The organism is Roseinatronobacter sp. NSM, assembly GCF_052379845.1.
Lineage (GTDB): Bacteria > Pseudomonadota > Alphaproteobacteria > Rhodobacterales > Rhodobacteraceae > Roseinatronobacter.
The window spans coordinates 12830-28547 of record NZ_JBQTCF010000026.1 but is presented as its reverse complement, the minus strand read 5'-3'; the positions used below and the strand labels follow the sequence as shown (position 1 = coordinate 28547).

The window sequence follows — 15718 nt, the reverse complement described above, 5'->3', positions numbered from 1 at the left end:
TGTTTTTCCAGGATTTTCCTTTCTTTTCAGGATTGTCCGGAGTGCTCCTCAGGGTCACCCGGCGGGCGACAGCGGGTGGTCTGTCTTGTCCAGGTTTTCCGGAATTGCCACCGCCGAAAGCAGTTCGGACAGGCGGTCGCGGTCGAGTTCGCGTTCGTCCATGAGGGCTTGGGCGATCCGCTCCAAATCCCGCACATGCGGTGCCAGTGCCGCCCGCACTGCGGAGGCGGACGCTTGCAGCCGTTTCTCGACAGCAATCCGGATTTCATGCGAGTGCAGGTTCGGCGGAATTGTCGGATCGTGCCATGTCAGACGATCTGCGAAGCCGAAATTCAGCTCGATCTGCAGTGCCATCGCGGTGGCCAAGGCCAGATCGCTCGCCCGGCCGGTGCCGCCCGCACCAGACGAGATTTCCGCGAAAAACATGGCTTCTGTCACGCGACCGGCGAGGTAGATATTGAGCATCCCGTTCGCAAGCGTGGGGGTCAGAACATCGGGCATTTCCCGCAGAATCTCGCCGCTCCGGCCACGGATTGCGGCCCGTTTCGGCGTGGAAAATCCGGACAAATGCCCCATGAGAAGATGCCCCGCTTCGTGGAGCGCCACCCTGCGCAGCAAGTCAGGATCGGGCACCGGCGCCACGGCTTCTGCTGCGTCGAAGATGTGCCGTGCAGTCATGGGGATGCGGTCGCGGCGGGCCTTTGTCCGGGCATCCCGCAGCATCGCGGCGACCGTCGCACCGGTTTGCCCGATCAGTTGATCCGCCAGCATTTGCGCCTCATCGCCACTGAGGATGTCCGGGATCTGTGCGGCGATCATCGTCATCACGCCGCTTCGATCCAGCGGATCGATGCGGATGTGGCAGTCAAACCGACCGGGGCGGATGATCGCGGGGTCGATCATCGACAGATGGTTCGTGGCACCAATGACAATCACGCCCGGCGTGCTGTTCAAGCGGTCCAAAAGGGTCAGCAGACCGTTGACGACGCCGGTCATGTAACCAGAGAAACGCGTGTCCCCAGTCCGACTGTAGAAACTGTCGATCTCGTCAATAAACAGGATCGCGGGGGCATTGGTGATCGCTTTTTCGACGGTTTCCGTGAGCACACGCAGCATGTCCCCTTGATGCCCGGCCTTTTGACAATCCGAATAGCTGGTCCGGATGAAGCTCACCCCGGCAGAACCCGAAAGGGCTTCGGCCAGCATCGTTTTTCCGGTTCCGGGCGGGCCGTGAAAGATGAAGGATGAGGTCACTTCTGACCAATCCAGACTGCCCTTGCGCCAGTCATTCAGATCACCCAGAAGCTGCTGGAATGCCGCTTTCGCAACGGGCTGCCCATGCACATCATCAAGGGTGATCCCGGGTCTTGTTTTGTCCGGAAGGCCGAATTCCGTGATCGCCTCGATGGCCGCAGCCATGCTGTCGGCAGCGAAAACACGGGCAAGGCGCAATTCGGACATTGCGCCGATATCGACGCCTGCGGGCAGCTTTGTCCGGCGTTTTCCCTTGTGGATTTGCTGCAAGATCGCAGAAAGCATTTCCGGCGTGGCATATGGCAGCGTCAGCTGTGCCGTGGCGGCAGAGGCCATGGGCGCAGACACTCCGGACATGCGATCGACAATGTAAATCACCGCCCGCCCGCGCATGATACCGTCCTCGACGCCCTCAGCCACCCGGCGCAATTCAAGCGGTGATGCGCCAAGCTTAGGATGGGTGTGAATTTCCAGATCATTCAGCCGATGCCGGATATCCGCAGACGCGGTCAGCAACTCGACGTTCAGCTCCTTGATCAACACAGCCAGCCGCTTGCGGTCTTCCGAACGCTCCGCCGCGATGAGGGTCAGCGCCCCTTTGGGCGGCAGCATCGCAGGCTGGCCGATGCTGGCGTGGGCGTGCATCAGACGCAGGATCAAAAGCGCATTGAGCGCCTGATCGGGTGAGGGTTTGCCGGTGTTTCCGGTGTCCGGATCTTCGGGATCGCAACCGTTGAGAACATCCGCAAAGATGTCATCGATGTCGCGTTCGGTCGGCTGCAAGCAGCGTTTTGCAAGTGTCATTCCGGGAAGTTCAGGGGTGGTCTTGGTGGGCATGGGGTGGCCTTTCATTGGGCAAAAAGGGGCTGTCCTGTCCCCGGGGGGCAGGTTTTTCCGGTGTTTTGAGAGCGGGCTGGATCAGATCGCCGCAGGCGTGGCGCAGATTCCGGACAAGCCGAGGTCGGAAAGGGCAAGCCGCAAACTGGCGCCGGGAGAGGCCCGCAAGCGGGCTATCTCGGACAGCGCAACGCGGTGGGTGTTGCGCCAATCTGCGGTGAACTTGATCGCGTTTTCGGGCAGGATCACAAGGGCCAGCAGGTCAAAATCGGCGGGGTCATAAGGCTTGGTGCCGGTCGGCCCGCGCTGATAGCCCTTTTTGATATTGAACACATATTGCCCGTCACTGATGGCGTGACGCGTCTTGATCTGAACCCGCACCAAAGCGTCAGGCAGCCAAAGGATGCGATCAAACGGCTCGTGCTCGCTGCACGGGATCGTGCGTTCGCCCAGCCGCATCATGGTGCTGTCGAACAGCAATTCGCCCGCAGTTCCAAGCTGTTTTGCAAAGCGGGCCATCACGTTGCCGCCGATTTTGGGATAGTCCCGCAAGGCTTCACGAGCTTCAAAGGCTTCTGGGGCGGGCTCGGGCGGACAAAGTCCGGGAAAATAGAGTTGATGGGCCATAGCCGGCCTTTCTATGTGCAATGAGGGATAAACGGGGCGCATGACGGGCCCCGTCACTTGGACTGCGCAGGATCAGGCCGGGATCGGCATCGTCGAATCCAGCATGGGCGGCTCATGCCCCGGCCCACCGAATTCCCGCAGCTCTGCCATGTCTGAAAAGACCGAGAAAAATTCCGTCTGCATCCGGAAAATGCGGTGATGCGAGGGGTCGGTGAGAAAGATATCCTGATGATCCCGAACGCGGGCAAACACATGCTGTTTGTCATCATCATCCGTGGTGTCAAAAAGGGTTTTCAGGAGGAAAGCCAGGCGCATCAGCCCCTTGTCTGCAGGGATTTCCGGAATGTGTTCGAGGATATCAAAGCAGCCCTCAATCAGCCGCTCCCGCAGGTTTTCTGCACGGCGCAGATCATTGCTGAAATGATGCGACATCGGGTCGACATCGCTGTGATCGATCAGCATCTCGGCATCAATCGCAGCCCGGAACAGCCGCAGAAATGCGGGGAACGCATGCACGATTGTGCTCGTGGGGGAGTCTTTCGGGTCACGCGACGGCGTGGTATCAGTGGCATCAGCCATGGGGGCCTCCTTACAGGTCCGTGTGGTTAGAGCCTTGGCGAGGGCTGCAACCCTTGCCTTGGCTCGCAATACTTGGTATCAAAAATAATAAAATACAAGAGGGGCGGATGAAAAAAGTTGGCAGACCGAAAACTGACACCGAAGGCGTGATGGTTCGCTTGCCTCGCGAAATGATAGACTGGCTGGACGATCTGCGCCGGGAACAGAAAGACATACCCACAAGGCCCGAGATGATCCGGCGCATTCTTCTGGAAAAACTGGAAACAGGTGAAAACCCGAAAACTGAATAGGTTTCCCCCGGAAACGCTCCTTCGACTTCGTCCCTATCCCCAGGGCAACGGCCCTTCTTCCACGACTTGCCCGAACACCCGTTCCCGATGCCATCGCAGATTTTCGGGGTGCGGATGGTGCCGATGATCCGCCGGTTTCAGCAATTTGCCACTCGGATGCAGCGACCAAGCAGTTTCTGCCCCATGGTCCAGCCTCGGGCCAAAGGCGCAAAAATTGACAACCACGGCAGTCTCGGCTGATATTTATATTGACGATTTATCATCACAGCCCCGTTGGATGCATCACGATGGACGAAAAGCGCAGGAAAGACCTCAAGGAATACCAGCGTCGACGCACCGAGCGCAGACGTGCCCGGGGGCTGACGGTCAAGACGATCTGGATCCGTGACGAAGACACCGAAGCGTTCGCCAAGGCGACACAGCCGTTCGTGGATCATGCAAGACTGATCGAAGGCGTGACAGGCAGCATCACGCTGGAACCCTCTGAATTAAAGGACATTCTTGAAAGAAATCAGTTCCCCTACACACTGGAGGACCTGATGTTTCTGATAAATCTAAGGCAGACGATCATACTGAAGCCGCACGAAGAGAAAGAAAGCTGGTCCCGAGCATCTGAAATACTGGAGAAATACGGGTTCAAGATCGAACTGGATGAGCTGGTCTGGTGAGCCTTGGCCAAACGGGAAAGTTTTTTTCAAACAATGGCATTTTCTCTATTGCAATGATGATATATCGACAGTATATATACCTCAAGACAGAGGGAAGGTTCGCATCGCCGCATCTGCGGCTGAACGTTCAAAAGCGGCGCCAGTGCTCTCTGTTTATAGGTGCGAATGCCCTTGTGGCCTTCAAGCCTAAACCATCGCCGCATGTGCGGCTGAAAGAAAAAGAGAGGCATAACTGCCTTCTGTTTATGGGTGCGAATGCCCTCGTGGCCTTCAAGCCTTGATTATCGCCGCATGTGCGGCTGAAAGACAAAGAGAGGCGAAATTGCCCGCTGTTTATAGGTGCGAATGCCCTCGTGGCCTTCAAGCCTAAATCATCGCCGCATGTGCGGCTGGACGATGGTGAACGCGACAAGCGTTTATTCGAGAGAGGGTCAGAACACTGTTCTGGCCCTTTTTTGTTTCATAATACCGCCCAACAATCTGCGATTGATCGCTGGCCCAGGTGGGGGTCTCGCTTACACCAGAATCGGTCTTTCCTGTTTACCGCCTGCCCCCCTTGGCGTTCTGGCATAATGCTGACATTCTCGCCCCAGTTGTGGAGCGAGGACAGGCATCATGGGTTCAGACGCTGAACTGTTTATCAAGGCGATGAGTAACCTTCCACGAGCCGCCAGCGGAGCGACTCGCCTTCGTCCTGAGCAGCCGAGGGCGCACGGTGGACCAACCTTGGAAGGGCAGATGCGTCCAAACGACCGCCCCAAAAAAATGGCGGAGCGGCCGCAGGGAGCAAGCCCTACAGCGTGTGCCGTTAACCTGACAGCCGGAGGCTTGAGCGGGCGGATTCGCAATTTACAGTCGGCGCGTAAGACTGCTACACAAGATGAAGCAAGAAAATCAGCTACAAGGGGCAAATCATGGGCCTAGACAGCGCCACAGCGATATTGGCTGATAAAAGTAGCGCCTCGGCCTTTGAAGCCATTCGGGCGGAATTGCTGCACGAATACCGTCAAGATCATACATACCCTTGGATCATTGGCTATTCCGGCGGTAAAGACAGTACTTTGGTTGCGCATATGGTATTTGAAATGCTGATGAAACTTGCGCCAAGCCAACGAAAACGGACTGTCCACATTGTTTCGAATGATACTCTGGTCGAAAGCCCGCTCGTCGTTCAGCACATCATCGATAGCATCAATGACATTCAGGACGCAGCGGATGCATTTGGGCTACCTGTGCAGACCAAAATTACGAGGCCGCTGCCAGATCAATCATTCTGGGTAAACATCATAGGCAGGGGCTACCCTTCCCCGAACCGTTCTTTTCGTTGGTGCACTGACCGGATGAAAATTCAGCCCACGAGCAAATATATCAAAAGCTTGGCTGAGACCGCTGGTCAGGCAATCTTGTTGCTTGGTGTGCGCCGTTCGGAAAGCGCTCAGCGCGCTGCCTCCGTCGGTCGCTACGACAACGGCGAGCGCTTGCATAAGCACAATGATTTGCAAGGCTGCATGGTGTTCCGCCCGATCGTTGAGCTGGATACCGATGAAGTATGGGAGTTCCTTGCTCTGAACGATCCGCCCTGGGGTAGTTCGCACCTGAAGCTGATCGGCCTTTATCGTGAGGCCAGCGGCGGCGAGTGCCCCGTTGTCACATCGAAAGAGGACGCGCCCTCTTGCGGCACCACATCTTCGCGCTTTGGCTGCTGGACCTGCACGGTTGTCGAGAAGGACAGAAGCTTGGAAGGCTTCGTCGAGTCCGGCTACGCCGAGTTCACGCCCCTGCTGGACTTCCGGGACTGGCTGGTTTCGATACGGAACGACAAGGAGCGGCGTCAGGCGCGCCGGCGCGATGGCCGGATCACCATCACTGACGGGGGCACCTTTGTGCCTGGTCCCTTCACCATGCAGACGCGCTCTGAAATCTACACGCGCCTGCGCGCGCTAGAGAAAGAGACCGGACAAGCCTTGATTACTGAAGAAGAAATTGGTCTTATCCACCAAATCTGGGCTGAGGAGCAGGCGTCCTACGTGACCTCAAGGCCGATGAGCGTTCGCGAGATAAGGAAGATGAAGTAGATGCCGCGCAATGTTGTTGTACTGCTGGATAACACCGAAGGCCGGGCAATGATCAAGAAGACCTGCAAGGAAAACAATCTAATCTTCGCTGAATTTGAAGAACTTGTGCAGGCTGAGGTCGAGCAAACAGGTAAGCAGCGCCGCGCCGGGCTCTGGGATTCCTTTGACGATATCCTAGACCGTATTCAGGTGGAAGAATAACACGCATGCATATTTCCCAGATCACGCTTCGCGACTGGAAGGCCTATACGACTGCCAATTTTGATTTTCCCGCACCAAGCCGGGATAGAAATATAATCCTGATCGGTGCGCCGAATGGCTACGGCAAAACCAGTCTGTTCGAAGCGATTGTGCTCGGGATGTTCGGACGCGATGGGCTGCCCCTGATCGCACGCTCGCCGTTTTCGGGCGGCGATAAAGATAGGCTCGCGACATCGTATAAGGCTTTTCTCGAAAAGGCGCTACACCGGGGCGCGACGGCGGCGGGGCGTAATTCTTGCTCGATCAAATTGGTCTTCGTCGATGATGATGATGAGCCTCTCGAAATTCAACGTATATGGCACTACAATGATGCGGGTGTTTACAGGCCGCAAGATGAAGAAGTGCACATCTTCAAGGGAACGACCCGAAAAGCGGTAGGTCCTGGCGCTTTGCAGGGGAACGAGCGTGCCGACTGGTTCCGCGAATATATTGCTGAAAACCTGCTGCCCTTCACCTTGGCACATTTCTTCATGTTCGACGGCGAACAGGTCAGCGTGCTGGCTGAGCGTGAGATGTCGGCGCAGGTGCGCGCTGGTATCGAAGGCTTGCTTGGAATTCCGGTTCTCAAGACCCTGGCCAAAGATTTGCGATCTTACGCGGAAGTTCGGCGCAAGGACTCGCCAAACGTCTCGGACAAGACCATCGAGAAGCTGGAGCTGGAACGTCACCAGCTGACATTCGAATATGACAAGAAATCTGAGCGCTACGCCGAAATCGAGCCCTCTCTCGTCGCGCTGAAGGAAGAGCGCGAGCATCTGACCCGTGAACTGGCCAGCTTTGGGGCCGGTTCGCAGGCTCTGCTTCAGGAGCAATTCGAGCAAATCAAGAACTATGAGCGCTCGATTGAGCAAGGGCGCAGTCAGCTTGAAGAGCTGATGATGAAGGACATCGCTTTGGCCCTCTCCGGGCTTGGCTTGCGCGAAAGCCTGAAGGCCCGCCTTGCCAGTGAGAGTGTACGCGAGCGCTGGGAAAGCGGCAGAAAGCAGGGCGATAGCAATCTGGAGCGTTTTATCGGGGCTGTCGATTCCGGAATGCAAGGGATCGATCCATCCTTGAGCGATGGCCAGCGCAGCGGTGTTCTGGATAGTGCTCGGGCCGCATGGGAAAAGCTTTGGTATCCGCCGCCGGATAACTGCGCGGATGACTTCTTGCATCCTTACCTGAACGAGCTGGAACGCTCGAAAGTTATCGATCGCCTTGATGAGCTTGATGAACTCGGCGCGCCAGCCATCGTCGAATTACTCAGCACGATTGCCGCCAACGAGGACTCGCTGAAACGCCTTCAGGATGAAGTCACGCGCACAGAAGCTGTTGCCCCGCATGTGGATAGCAAGCGTGAGCGCCTCACCAAGCTGAATGGTGAAATCCAGCAACTCGACCAGGAGATCGGCGCTCTCAAGCGCGAGATGTCCGCGCTGGAAAGCCAGATCAACAGCAAGAATACAGAACTGACCAAGCTGGCCGGGCAATGGGATCAAGCCAAGCCCTCTGTTCGGCGCGCGATGCGCGCGCTCAAAGTTGCTTCGATGGTGGATGATATTGTCGCCAAAGCTGTGCCCAGCCAGATTGATGCCATTGCGGCTGCCATGACCGAGGCGCACCGCTCTATGGCGCACAAGAAGGACCTGGTTGAGCGCATTGCGATTGACGAAAATTGCGATGTGAAGTTGCTGAATGCAGATGGCATGGATTTGAGGGGCTATGATCTTTCGGCTGGCGAGAAGCAGATTTTCACGCAAGCGCTCATCTCGGCGGTCTCTTCTGTATCTGGGCGCGGCTTTCCAATGGTGGTCGACACGCCCCTTGGCCGTCTTGATATCGAGCACCGCAAGGGCGTGCTGAACCATCTGGTCCAACGCGAGCATCAGGTGATCTTGCTTTCCACCAACACTGAAGTTGTCGGGGAGTATCTGCGCGAGGTCGCCCCGCATGTGCAGAAAAAATACATCGTCCAGTTCGAGCGTGTCGGAGAAATCGGCCAATCCACTGCACGGCCAGGCTACTTTGATGAAGCGGAGATGCGCTAATGGGTCTTTCGCTGGTTGAAGTTGCAGGTGCAAATTTCCGCACGGATGAGCAAAGCGATACGCTGAACACGGCGTTCATGGGCAGGCTTGGTATGCGCAAGCGCTACCTACCTGCCCGGCTTGCTATTGCGCGCTCGCTGGCCATCAGCGCCTCTCCGGAATTGCTGGGTGACGAGCTTGAGCCCGGCAAGGTCATTAAGGGCGATACACTCTTTGGCACAGGGACGGCGCTGTCCGTTTGGATCGCCCTGATTGCCCAGCGGGCCGGTGATCCCGAGATGGATATAAAAAAGCTGGTCGCAATGGTCGGTGCCCATTGGCGGCGGGGCCTCGTACATCTTGACAAAGAATGGGAACAAGCTGGGCAGGACGTTGCCAAGTTCGTCAAGCGTGTTGTCGAAGTTGCAGAGCTTCCAACATCAGGCAAGGGCTTGCCGCAGCTTGGCGGAATTTCCAGCGGTGCGACCTTCTCTAGCGGCCAAATTGACGTACTTATGGGCGAGATCGGCGAAGATGTTGCCACGAAAGAGAAAATTCTCTGGAGCGTGAATGGTAAGGGCGGATCGCCGCACTCGGCCATTATGGGCGGTAGCGGCTCTGGCAAGACTGTCATGGCTGCGGCCATGCTGCGCGGGATTCGTGAACAAGCCCCTGTCCCTTTGATCGCTTTCGACTTCAAAGGAGATTTGGCAGGGTTTACGGGCACCAAAGGGCAAACCCCACTCGGTGAGGCATTCGATGCGCAAGTGATCGAGCCGCCGCGCATGCCGATACCGCTCGATGTTCTCTCACTTACCCAAAGAGATCAGTTTTCCATCGACGAAGCCGCGCTTCGGTTTCGGCAGTCTTTTTCGCGCCTGAAGGGCTCGAAGCTGGGTGATCGCCAGCGCAACTTTGTGCACGAAGCGGCCAGCCGCGCACTGGCTAGCGAAGACCCCTGCGAACTTCGCCATATCCGCGACCGGCTCGGCGAAGTTTACCAGGAGCACGAAGCCAAGGAAGATGGTGCAACGTCTAGCATGGAAGAGCTGTGCCGCTTCCCGCTTTTCGAACCAAAGTTCTCACCTGCCGAGTTCTTCCAGAAGAGCTGGATCATTAAGCTGCCGCCGAATGTGCCGGAAGATAGCAGGACGATTGTGGTCAATCTGCTGCTCGATGCGCTCGATCAGTACCTCAACAGTCTTGATGATGCGGAGACCGGCCCGGACGGGGCGCGGGGCCTGCGCATTATTTGCATGATCGACGAGGCGCACCAGATACTCGGCACCAAGCTACCATCACTATCGCGCCTTATTCGGATGAGCCGCTCAAAGGGCGGCGCTGTGATGCTGGTTTCGCAATCACCGGATGATTTCTCCGGCGAAGACGACGAGTTCCTGGACAACATGGGGCTGGTAGCCGCCTTTGCGACGAACGCCAAACCTGGCGCCGCCTCCCGCGTCCTTGGTAAGGGAGCAAACCTCACGAGCCTGCAAACCGGGCAATGCTTTGTGCGCCGGACTGTCGATCAAGCCGCCAAGAAGATTAAGGCTTGGTAGCCCCGAAAACTTTCGCATAACTGGTGATTATTTCATGACAAGTCAGAAAAGCGGTCCATATCGGCAACTTTGGCAGGAGCTTGGACGCCGAACGAAGACGCCTTTTCTCGACCTTACTTTCGTAATTTATGTGTTTCTGGGGGTTCTATTTTTTGGGGGCCTTGGTGTTTGGAGCGAGGTTTTCACGAACCTGATCCGCAATAATTGGCAATGGGATACAGTTACACACGCTCTGAGCACGTATTACCCGGCACTGATCGGCGCTGCGACGATCCAACTAATCCTAGAGGCGAACCGGCAGGAACAAAGAATATTTGATCGTCCGTTAACTGCTTTTTCTCTTCTGATTCTTTTGGGATCGATCGGCGCGGGTATTTTGATCAAAGTTTTTGAGGCCACCGGTACGTTTTCAAGCTTTTGTTTCTGGGGGACCTTTGTACTTACAATTCTAGGAATTTGGATATGGGTGGTCGCCAACTGTGATAATCCTGACCTTAAAACGGACCCTAGTGCAGCGAGTGGTGGTGATCCGGCGCGTCCTTTAAAGGGTAATCTGAAGGGGTTCGAAGTATGACGCTTTTCACTTTCCCTTACGAGACACCGGCATTGCGCGTTGATCAACGTCTTGGCACATTCTACGTTACAGTTCTTCCGGCAGAGTTGCTTTTGCAGGTAGCCGCGAGTGATCGAATGAGCGCCACCATGAAGGCGGATGGCACTGGGTATGATCTCGATGGAACACAGAGATTGATCCAAGATAAACGGCTGACTGAAATTGCTAATTATATCAACAGAGTTGATTCATCTTTTCCGAACTCGATCATTGTTGCTGCAAACTATGACTTAAAAACAGGATTCGACCAGGGCGAGCTGGAGCACATCTCAGAAGAAGAAGGTCAGCAGGTAGACGCTTCTCGCATCTGGACCGTTAAGGAATCGGACAATGGATGTCATACCTTAACGATTCCGTCTTCCGAAAAGCTCGCAGCAATTATTGACGGGCAACATCGGCTTTTCTCCTTCGCGCGCGCAGAGCCAGCAGCAATGAAGGAGATGAATTTACTCTGCTCTGTATTTGTTGATCTGCCTAAAGCACTGCAAGCCCAGATATTCGCGACAATCAACTCAACTCAAAAACGCGTTGACCGTAGTTTGACCTATGAGCTTTTTGGCTACAATGTCGATGAGGAAGATGAAGAGTTTTGGACACCAGACAAATTGGCGGTGTTTCTTACGCGTAAACTTGCAACGGATAAAGAATCTCCCTTGCGAGGGAAAATTCTTGTCGCTCCAAAGCGAGATGCTGCACTTGAGGCTTTAGCAACAGAAGCAAAGTGGCGCGTTTCCACTGCCGTTGTTGTTGACGGTATCCTGAGGCTGTTTTCTAGCAACCCAAAGCGCGATGCCAATTTAATGAGAAAAGATAAGGCTCGGCCACGTTCTGAGTTGAACTCTGGGGCACGAGACAATTCGCCTCTTCGCGATATCTTTATCGCTGAGAATGACGACTTGATCTATCAGTTGGTAAAAAACTACCTTCAAGCCTGCCATGAAATATTTTGGAAGAAAGCCAAGCCTGATTCATTTATCTTTCGCACGATCGGTGTTCAGGCGATATTCGACATTTTGCGTAAGTTAGTAGCAGATTCGATCGCTGCGAAGAACATTAAGATGGAGTACTTTGCTGCCAAGCTTGAGAAGGCTGGTGAAATAGACTTTTCCCAAGATCAATTTCGAAATCCATCAGGTTCTGGGCGCACAGTAATTCGTAAAGCGATAGAAAACGCTATTGGCATAAAGTAGTGCCAACCATTTGTGTGAGGCAACATTTCCTACAATGCTGCGCCGTAGGAAGTTTCACTCTGGTTTAAGGAGCGCTGATTTCCATTGAAATCCACCTGATGTTGCTGCGCCCAAGCAGGTCTATTTGTTCATCAAGTTTCTTGGCACTAAGACCAAGGGCGGTAGTGATACTCATAACTTCAGCCTCTGATACCGGGTAGATGCCGCGAGCTGGTTCGGGTGGGCCGACGCGAAGGGTGACATAAATGACCCCGGCGGGCTTCAGTAAATTCGCTAAAGTTTGCATCGCATGCTGCCGGTCATCCGGCTTCACATGCATCCATACCGCGCTCAGAATGATCAGATCGTAGGAATCCCCACTTGTGCTAACCACTGGTAGGTTTGGCAAAGCGTCAACTAGCCACCTGATCTCAGCGCCAGCATGCAGCCGCCTTGCGATCTGCTGCATGGCATCTGAGGGTTCGACGGCAACAACACGATGGCCGTTGGCCGCAAACCAAGCTGCGTCGCGCCCAGTTCCTGCCCCAACGTCTAGCACTGAAATTGCGCGCCCCTCAAACCGGCTTTCCATGAGAGTAAGTAATGCGGGGTGCGCGCGCTCCAATGTGAGAGCTTCATAGCCATCGGCCAAGCGTTCGGCATGATCTTCATAATATGACAATGCTGGGTCGATCGGCATGATCCCAAAAACCTCTTCTCTGTTCGCCCAGTAAGTCACAACCAATAGTGCAAGACTGAGTAACGCGGCGAGCAATAGCATGCCCTGAAAGGCGGTGCGTACAACAAACGGTTTGTTGTACCAGTTCTCACCCTTTGCCGAAACAAAGCCTTCGCCGTGATTGATTTCGAGCCATTTGAGATACTGTTCCATCACAAATCGTAACCGCAAGATTATAACAAAAAGCGCGGCATTTCCTGCGAAGGCAAGGAATAGGAGCGCGAGTTGAAAAAGCGGAAAATCTTCGACGCGTGAAACACCAAACCATAGCCCGCCAGTTAGCGTCATAGAGATGAGCGGTATCTGCCACATCTGCTGATTGAGCGCACGAAAAGAGGCTTGGTTCTGATCGAACGCAGCTTTTCTCATTTCGTGCTGAAACTGGCCGTCGCTCAAACCGATACCTGAACTCAATTTGTGTTGTGCTTCCAGCCCAGACTAGCCGCTTAGCGCAGGGGATGCGAGAGGGATTGAAGTGATGTGGCGGTTCATTTTGATCGGGTTCAGCGCCGATGCGCTGACGGCAGTCAACCAGCGGACGGTTGGTCCCGCTCTGCCGACCTTCACCCCCGAAAATGCTGCAAGGTGGACGAATGGCCGCTTCGGGGACGCTGCAGCGCAGCGTAGGAAACCTCGGTCAATGTCCGGTCTGGGCCGTCCACGTCTCGGCCTCAACCGCTTGAAGCAGCGACTTCTCGACCCACTAACAGGAGTTCGCCATCGCCCCGATGGGTGGCTGTTGAGGCATCCGTTGCCCCGAACAGCAGGCTGCGGACCGGATGCCCTCGGTAGAGTGATTGGAAAAGTCCCCGAACCTGCTCTCGCCCCCACACATAGCCCCGCTGAAACTCCGGCAGGGCCATATGCCCGTTATCGATATAGTCGAGGATGGATGAAATCTGCATGAGGATACCGATAAGGAGGTCTTGGGGTTGGAGTATGTCAATCAAGGCGGGGGCATGACAAGGCCATTTGACTGCCCGGGGCTCACAAGCAAGGAACTCAGCCCAAATCAGGGTCCGAGGCCTTCCCAAACCCTCGAACGCCACGAGGCAAGGGCCTGCCCCCCCAGTTGTCCACATTTTTCGAACTGGCAGACATAAAACAAGGCCAATATCGGCTTTGGGTTTTCACGCATTGAATTTATCTAAATCCCAACCGCTATGCGCGGGCTGGTCCAGAAAGGCAAATAGAAATGCGAGACTCAAAATCGAACTGCCCTATTGAAAAAGGATGTCCCTGAAATGCCAGTGCTTCTTTATAAAAGTAGGGATGACCATAAAAGCATTCCAGAAGGCTTTTCCCTGCGCCCCAACGGATTATTCAGTGTCGAATATGACGAGAACGGGCTGCCGAGATATGAGCGCATCTGCGATTGGATCTGCGTGACGGCCACCACACGCGATGACAAAGGACAAGGATTTGGGCGGCTGGTCGAGTTCAAATCCGTCATGGGAGACGCCCGCAAACTGGTAATCGACGCAAGCCGTTTCGCGTCTGGATCATCCAGCATCATCGCAGAATTGCTCTCGCTTGGCCTGCGCATTGAAAGGGGCAGCAAGCGAAAGGCACAATTGCTGACAGCGCTGGAGCAATGGATCCCCGCAAATATATGCACAACGACGCCGCGGCGGGGCTGGCTGGGTGATGACTGTTTTGTCCTGCCCGATTCAACTGTGGCTGGAAACCGGGCTGTTCATTACACCGGTCGCAACGATTTTCGCAGCGCGGCGGCGCAGGGCAATCTTGAAAGCTGGAATTTCTATATCGGCGATGATGCTCACGAAAATCCGCTGATGATGACGGCAATTTCTCTGGCGTTCCTTGGCCCGCTGATCGAGCCTCTCGGGCTGGAGCCCTGCGGACTGCACCTGCGCGGCCACTCTTCGAGCGGGAAATCGACGATTGCAGCGGTGGCGACTTCGGTTTGGTTTGCCCCGGACGGAATGCGGCGGTGGCGCACAACTGACAACGGACTGGAGGCTATTGCTGAGAGTCGAAACAGTATGGTGCTCGTCCTGGACGAATTGGCTGAAATTGACGGTAAAGCCGCCGATGCTGCGGCTTACATGCTGGGGAATGGAGAGGGGAAAGCCCGCAGCACCGCACGGGGCGGCTTTATCCCGCAGGCACGATGGGCGCTCACGATCTTGAGCACCGGCGAGATCAGTTTCCGAGCCAAGCTTGCGGAAGCCGGGCGGAATATACAAGCCGGGCAACTTGTACGTTTTCTTGATGTTCCTGCAGATACGGGGCGGTTTGCGGCATTTGAAAACCTGCACGGTTCAAAAACTGGGCGTGCGTTCAGCGACATGTTGAAACATCAATGCACTCTTTGGCACGGCACGGCAGGCCCGGAATTTGTACTTCGGTTCCTGGAAAAGAGAGACAAGATAATATTCAAGGCCCTGGACGTCATGGCGCAGTTCCATGACCGCGCTGAACAGATGTATCCCAATAGTGGTTCCGGCGTAGTTGGGCGGGCTCGCGCAAAATTTGCCGCGATTGCCGCTGCTGGGGAATGTGCCGTAGAGCTTGGTGTTGTGAATTGGTATTGCGGCGAACCGAGCCATTCGAGTTTGGTCATGTTTCAGATGTGGCGTGAGGGTTATCTGAAAAGTGAAACCGGCGGCGTCAGGGATCGCAGTGTCGATCTATTGCAAGACTTCTTGATGCAAAATGAACATCGCATTCAAGATGCCGAGGCTGGCGCGGCAACGATTGAGGCCCCTATCGCCTGGCGCAAGGGCGGGTATTACTACCTGCCGAGGGAGACGTGGGAAGCCCTGTTCACGAAAGAGCAAACCCGCGAAACCCTGCGCATCCTGCACGACAAAGGCCTGTTCGAATATGGCGATGGCCGCAATCTTGGGAGCAAACTGTCGGGTGTCGAAAACGGGCCGAGCCGTGCCTTGAAGATCAGCGAGAAAATCCGTGACGTGCGCGTGTCGGAAATGTCGGATGTGTCGGAAGAGCCATGTTTTTAGAGGACTTGGCGCTTCCGACAAGCGGCCGGGTGTCGGATGTGGTAGGCATGTGTA

General features: G+C 55.3%; 14 protein-coding genes. 9 read left to right on the top strand and 5 right to left on the bottom strand.

Features of this window, described 5'->3' with window-relative positions; genetic code table 11:
* Positions 1-54: 54 nt before the first annotated feature.
* The 3 genes from ACTZWY_RS14140 to ACTZWY_RS14130 form a co-directional block, all read right to left on the bottom strand.
* Entirely contained in the window at positions 55-2091 is a 2037-nt protein-coding gene (locus ACTZWY_RS14140; protein WP_444791354.1) for an AAA family ATPase, read from the bottom strand.
* A gap of 81 nt (positions 2092-2172) precedes the next feature.
* Positions 2173-2718 carry a group I intron-associated PD-(D/E)XK endonuclease gene (locus tag ACTZWY_RS14135; RefSeq protein ID WP_444791353.1) on the bottom strand — a complete coding sequence of 182 codons (546 nt, stop codon included), beginning with the start codon at positions 2716-2718 and terminating at the stop codon, positions 2173-2175.
* A 72-nt stretch (positions 2719-2790) separates the two neighbouring features.
* Positions 2791-3297: a hypothetical protein gene (locus tag ACTZWY_RS14130; RefSeq protein ID WP_444791352.1), complete on the bottom strand. Its 507-nt coding sequence runs from the start codon at positions 3295-3297 to the stop codon at positions 2791-2793.
* 149 nt (positions 3298-3446) lie between these two features.
* On the opposite strand from ACTZWY_RS14130, the gene ACTZWY_RS14125 reads away from it, so the two are divergent.
* The 8 genes from ACTZWY_RS14125 (at position 3447) to ACTZWY_RS14090 (ending at position 11959) form a co-directional block, all read left to right on the top strand.
* Positions 3447-3587, top strand: coding sequence for a ribbon-helix-helix protein, CopG family (locus ACTZWY_RS14125; protein WP_444791351.1), 141 nt, complete (start codon positions 3447-3449; stop codon positions 3585-3587).
* Positions 3588-3874: 287 nt separating this feature from the next.
* Positions 3875-4255, top strand: a complete 381-nt coding sequence (locus ACTZWY_RS14120; protein WP_444791350.1) for a histidine kinase — start codon at positions 3875-3877, stop codon at positions 4253-4255.
* 914 nt (positions 4256-5169) lie between these two features.
* Complete coding sequence (gene dndC, locus ACTZWY_RS14115) at positions 5170-6330, top strand: DNA phosphorothioation system sulfurtransferase DndC (RefSeq protein ID WP_444791349.1); 1161 nt, start codon at positions 5170-5172, stop codon at positions 6328-6330.
* The gene (locus ACTZWY_RS14110; RefSeq protein ID WP_444791348.1) at positions 6331-6531 is read left to right on the top strand and encodes a hypothetical protein; all 201 of its coding nucleotides are present in this window, start codon (positions 6331-6333) and stop codon (positions 6529-6531) included.
* Positions 6532-6536: 5 nt separating this feature from the next.
* Complete coding sequence (locus tag ACTZWY_RS14105; RefSeq protein WP_444791347.1) at positions 6537-8618, top strand: AAA family ATPase; 2082 nt, start codon at positions 6537-6539, stop codon at positions 8616-8618.
* Positions 8618-10156, top strand: coding sequence for an ATP-binding protein (locus tag ACTZWY_RS14100; RefSeq protein ID WP_444791346.1), 1539 nt, complete (start codon positions 8618-8620; stop codon positions 10154-10156). Before ACTZWY_RS14105 ends, ACTZWY_RS14100 begins: the two co-directional genes overlap by 1 nt.
* 34 nt (positions 10157-10190) lie before the next feature.
* Positions 10191-10730, top strand: a complete 540-nt coding sequence (locus tag ACTZWY_RS14095) for a hypothetical protein (protein WP_444791345.1) — start codon at positions 10191-10193, stop codon at positions 10728-10730.
* Positions 10727-11959, top strand: a complete 1233-nt coding sequence (locus tag ACTZWY_RS14090; RefSeq protein ID WP_444791344.1) for a DNA phosphorothioation-associated DGQHR protein 1 — start codon at positions 10727-10729, stop codon at positions 11957-11959. Before ACTZWY_RS14095 ends, ACTZWY_RS14090 begins: the two co-directional genes overlap by 4 nt.
* Positions 11960-12023: 64 nt before the next feature.
* Here ACTZWY_RS14090 and ACTZWY_RS14085 read toward each other — a convergent pair whose 3' ends face one another.
* Together ACTZWY_RS14085 and ACTZWY_RS14080 are read right to left on the bottom strand one after the other, a co-directional pair.
* A complete protein-coding gene (locus ACTZWY_RS14085; protein WP_444791343.1) occupies positions 12024-13091 on the bottom strand; it encodes a class I SAM-dependent methyltransferase in 1068 nt (355 codons plus the stop codon).
* 257 nt (positions 13092-13348) lie between these two features.
* Positions 13349-13582, bottom strand: coding sequence for a GmrSD restriction endonuclease domain-containing protein (locus ACTZWY_RS14080; protein WP_444791342.1), 234 nt, complete (start codon positions 13580-13582; stop codon positions 13349-13351).
* A gap of 339 nt (positions 13583-13921) precedes the next feature.
* On the opposite strand from ACTZWY_RS14080, the gene ACTZWY_RS14075 reads away from it, so the two are divergent.
* Positions 13922-15664 (top strand): DUF927 domain-containing protein, encoded by a 1743-nt coding sequence (locus tag ACTZWY_RS14075; RefSeq protein WP_444791341.1) that lies wholly within the window; start codon positions 13922-13924, stop codon positions 15662-15664.
* The last annotated feature ends 54 nt before the right edge of the window (positions 15665-15718 follow it).